We start from the raw sequence: 1,316 nt of genomic DNA, 5'->3' as shown, positions 1-1,316 counted from the left end.
ACCTCTACTTTTTCCGTTTCTTCGGTGGTGTACGCCAGATACTCTTCAGCACTAACTTCGGTGGCATAGACTGCCGACTGCGTGCCGCCCAGTCCTATCCACACTTCCTTGTAGAGCCTTGACGGGTTGTTCGCCATGTTGATGGAGAGTATCTGCGACTTCTCTTTCTCCGTCAGACCCAACAGGGACTGTATGGCATCAAACTTGTTCATGTACTTCCGCTGGTCAAGGAGTATCTTGCAGTCGGAGTTGTTGATGATGCTCTCCTTGACGACGGGCGAGGAAATGATGTCGTCCACCTCCTGCGTCACCACGATTGCCTCCCCGTAATACTTGCGCACGGTCTTGTACATATAGCGCAGGTACTCAGCCATGTTCGCCGAAGATAGAGCCTTCCAAGCCTCTTCCACTATCAACTGTTTCCTTACGCCTTTCAATCGGCGCATCTTGTTGATGAAGGCTTCCATGATGATGATGGTCACCACAGGGAAAAGCTCGCGATTTTCCTTTATACTGTCAATCTCGAAGACGATGAACCGCTTGCCGAGCAGGTCGATGTTCTCCGTGGAGTTGAGCAGGAAGTCGTAGCGTCCGTCCCGGTAATACTGCCGCATGGTGGTGAGCATATTGTCGATGTTGAAGTCGGACTTCTCCACCTTTATCTCACGTTCCGCCAGTTCGCGGCGGTAGTCGTCGCGCATATACTCGTAGAAGGTGTTGAACGAGGGGACGATGCTCCGGTCAGCCCTGATACGCTCGATATAGGCGTTCACCGCACTGCCCAGTTCGCCGCTCTCCGTCTTCGTCACTTTGTCGTCCTCCGACTTCCAGAGCGTCAGCAGCAATGTCTTGATGCTGTCCTTTTTCTCCACGTCGAACACGTAATCATCGGTGTAGAACGGGTTGAACGAAATCGGTTTCTCCTCCGTGTAGGTGAAGTACACGCCGTCCGCCCCGTTTGTCTTGCACCGGATCATCTCGCACAAGCCCTGATAGGAGTTTCCCGTGTCCACCAGCACCACGTGCGTACCCTGCTCGTAGTATTGCCTCACGAGGTGGTTCATAAAAAAGGATTTGCCGCTGCCCGAAGGACCCAACACGAACTTGTTGCGGTTGGTCGTGATACCCCGCTTCATCGGCAGGTCGCTGATGTCGAGGTGCAACGGTTTTCCCGTAAGCCTGTCCACCATCTTGATGCCGAAGGGCGAGAGCGAACTGCGGTAGTTGGTTTCCTCCGTGAAGAGGCACACCGCCTGCTCGATGAATGTATGGAAACTCTCTTCCGCCGGGAAGTCCGCCGCGTTGCCGGGCATCGC

The 1,316-nt window shown here is 54.2% G+C and carries 1 protein-coding gene; it reads right to left on the bottom strand.

The window, feature by feature from the left end; genetic code table 11:
* On the bottom strand, positions 1–1,316 hold a 1,316-nt coding region (locus DXA54_RS27925; protein WP_120081208.1), incomplete at both ends, for a TraG family conjugative transposon ATPase.

The organism is Bacteroides sp. OF03-11BH (genome assembly GCF_003604005.1).
GTDB lineage: Bacteria > Bacteroidota > Bacteroidia > Bacteroidales > Bacteroidaceae > Bacteroides > Bacteroides ovatus.
This window is presented reverse-complemented; position numbering and strand designations above follow the sequence as displayed.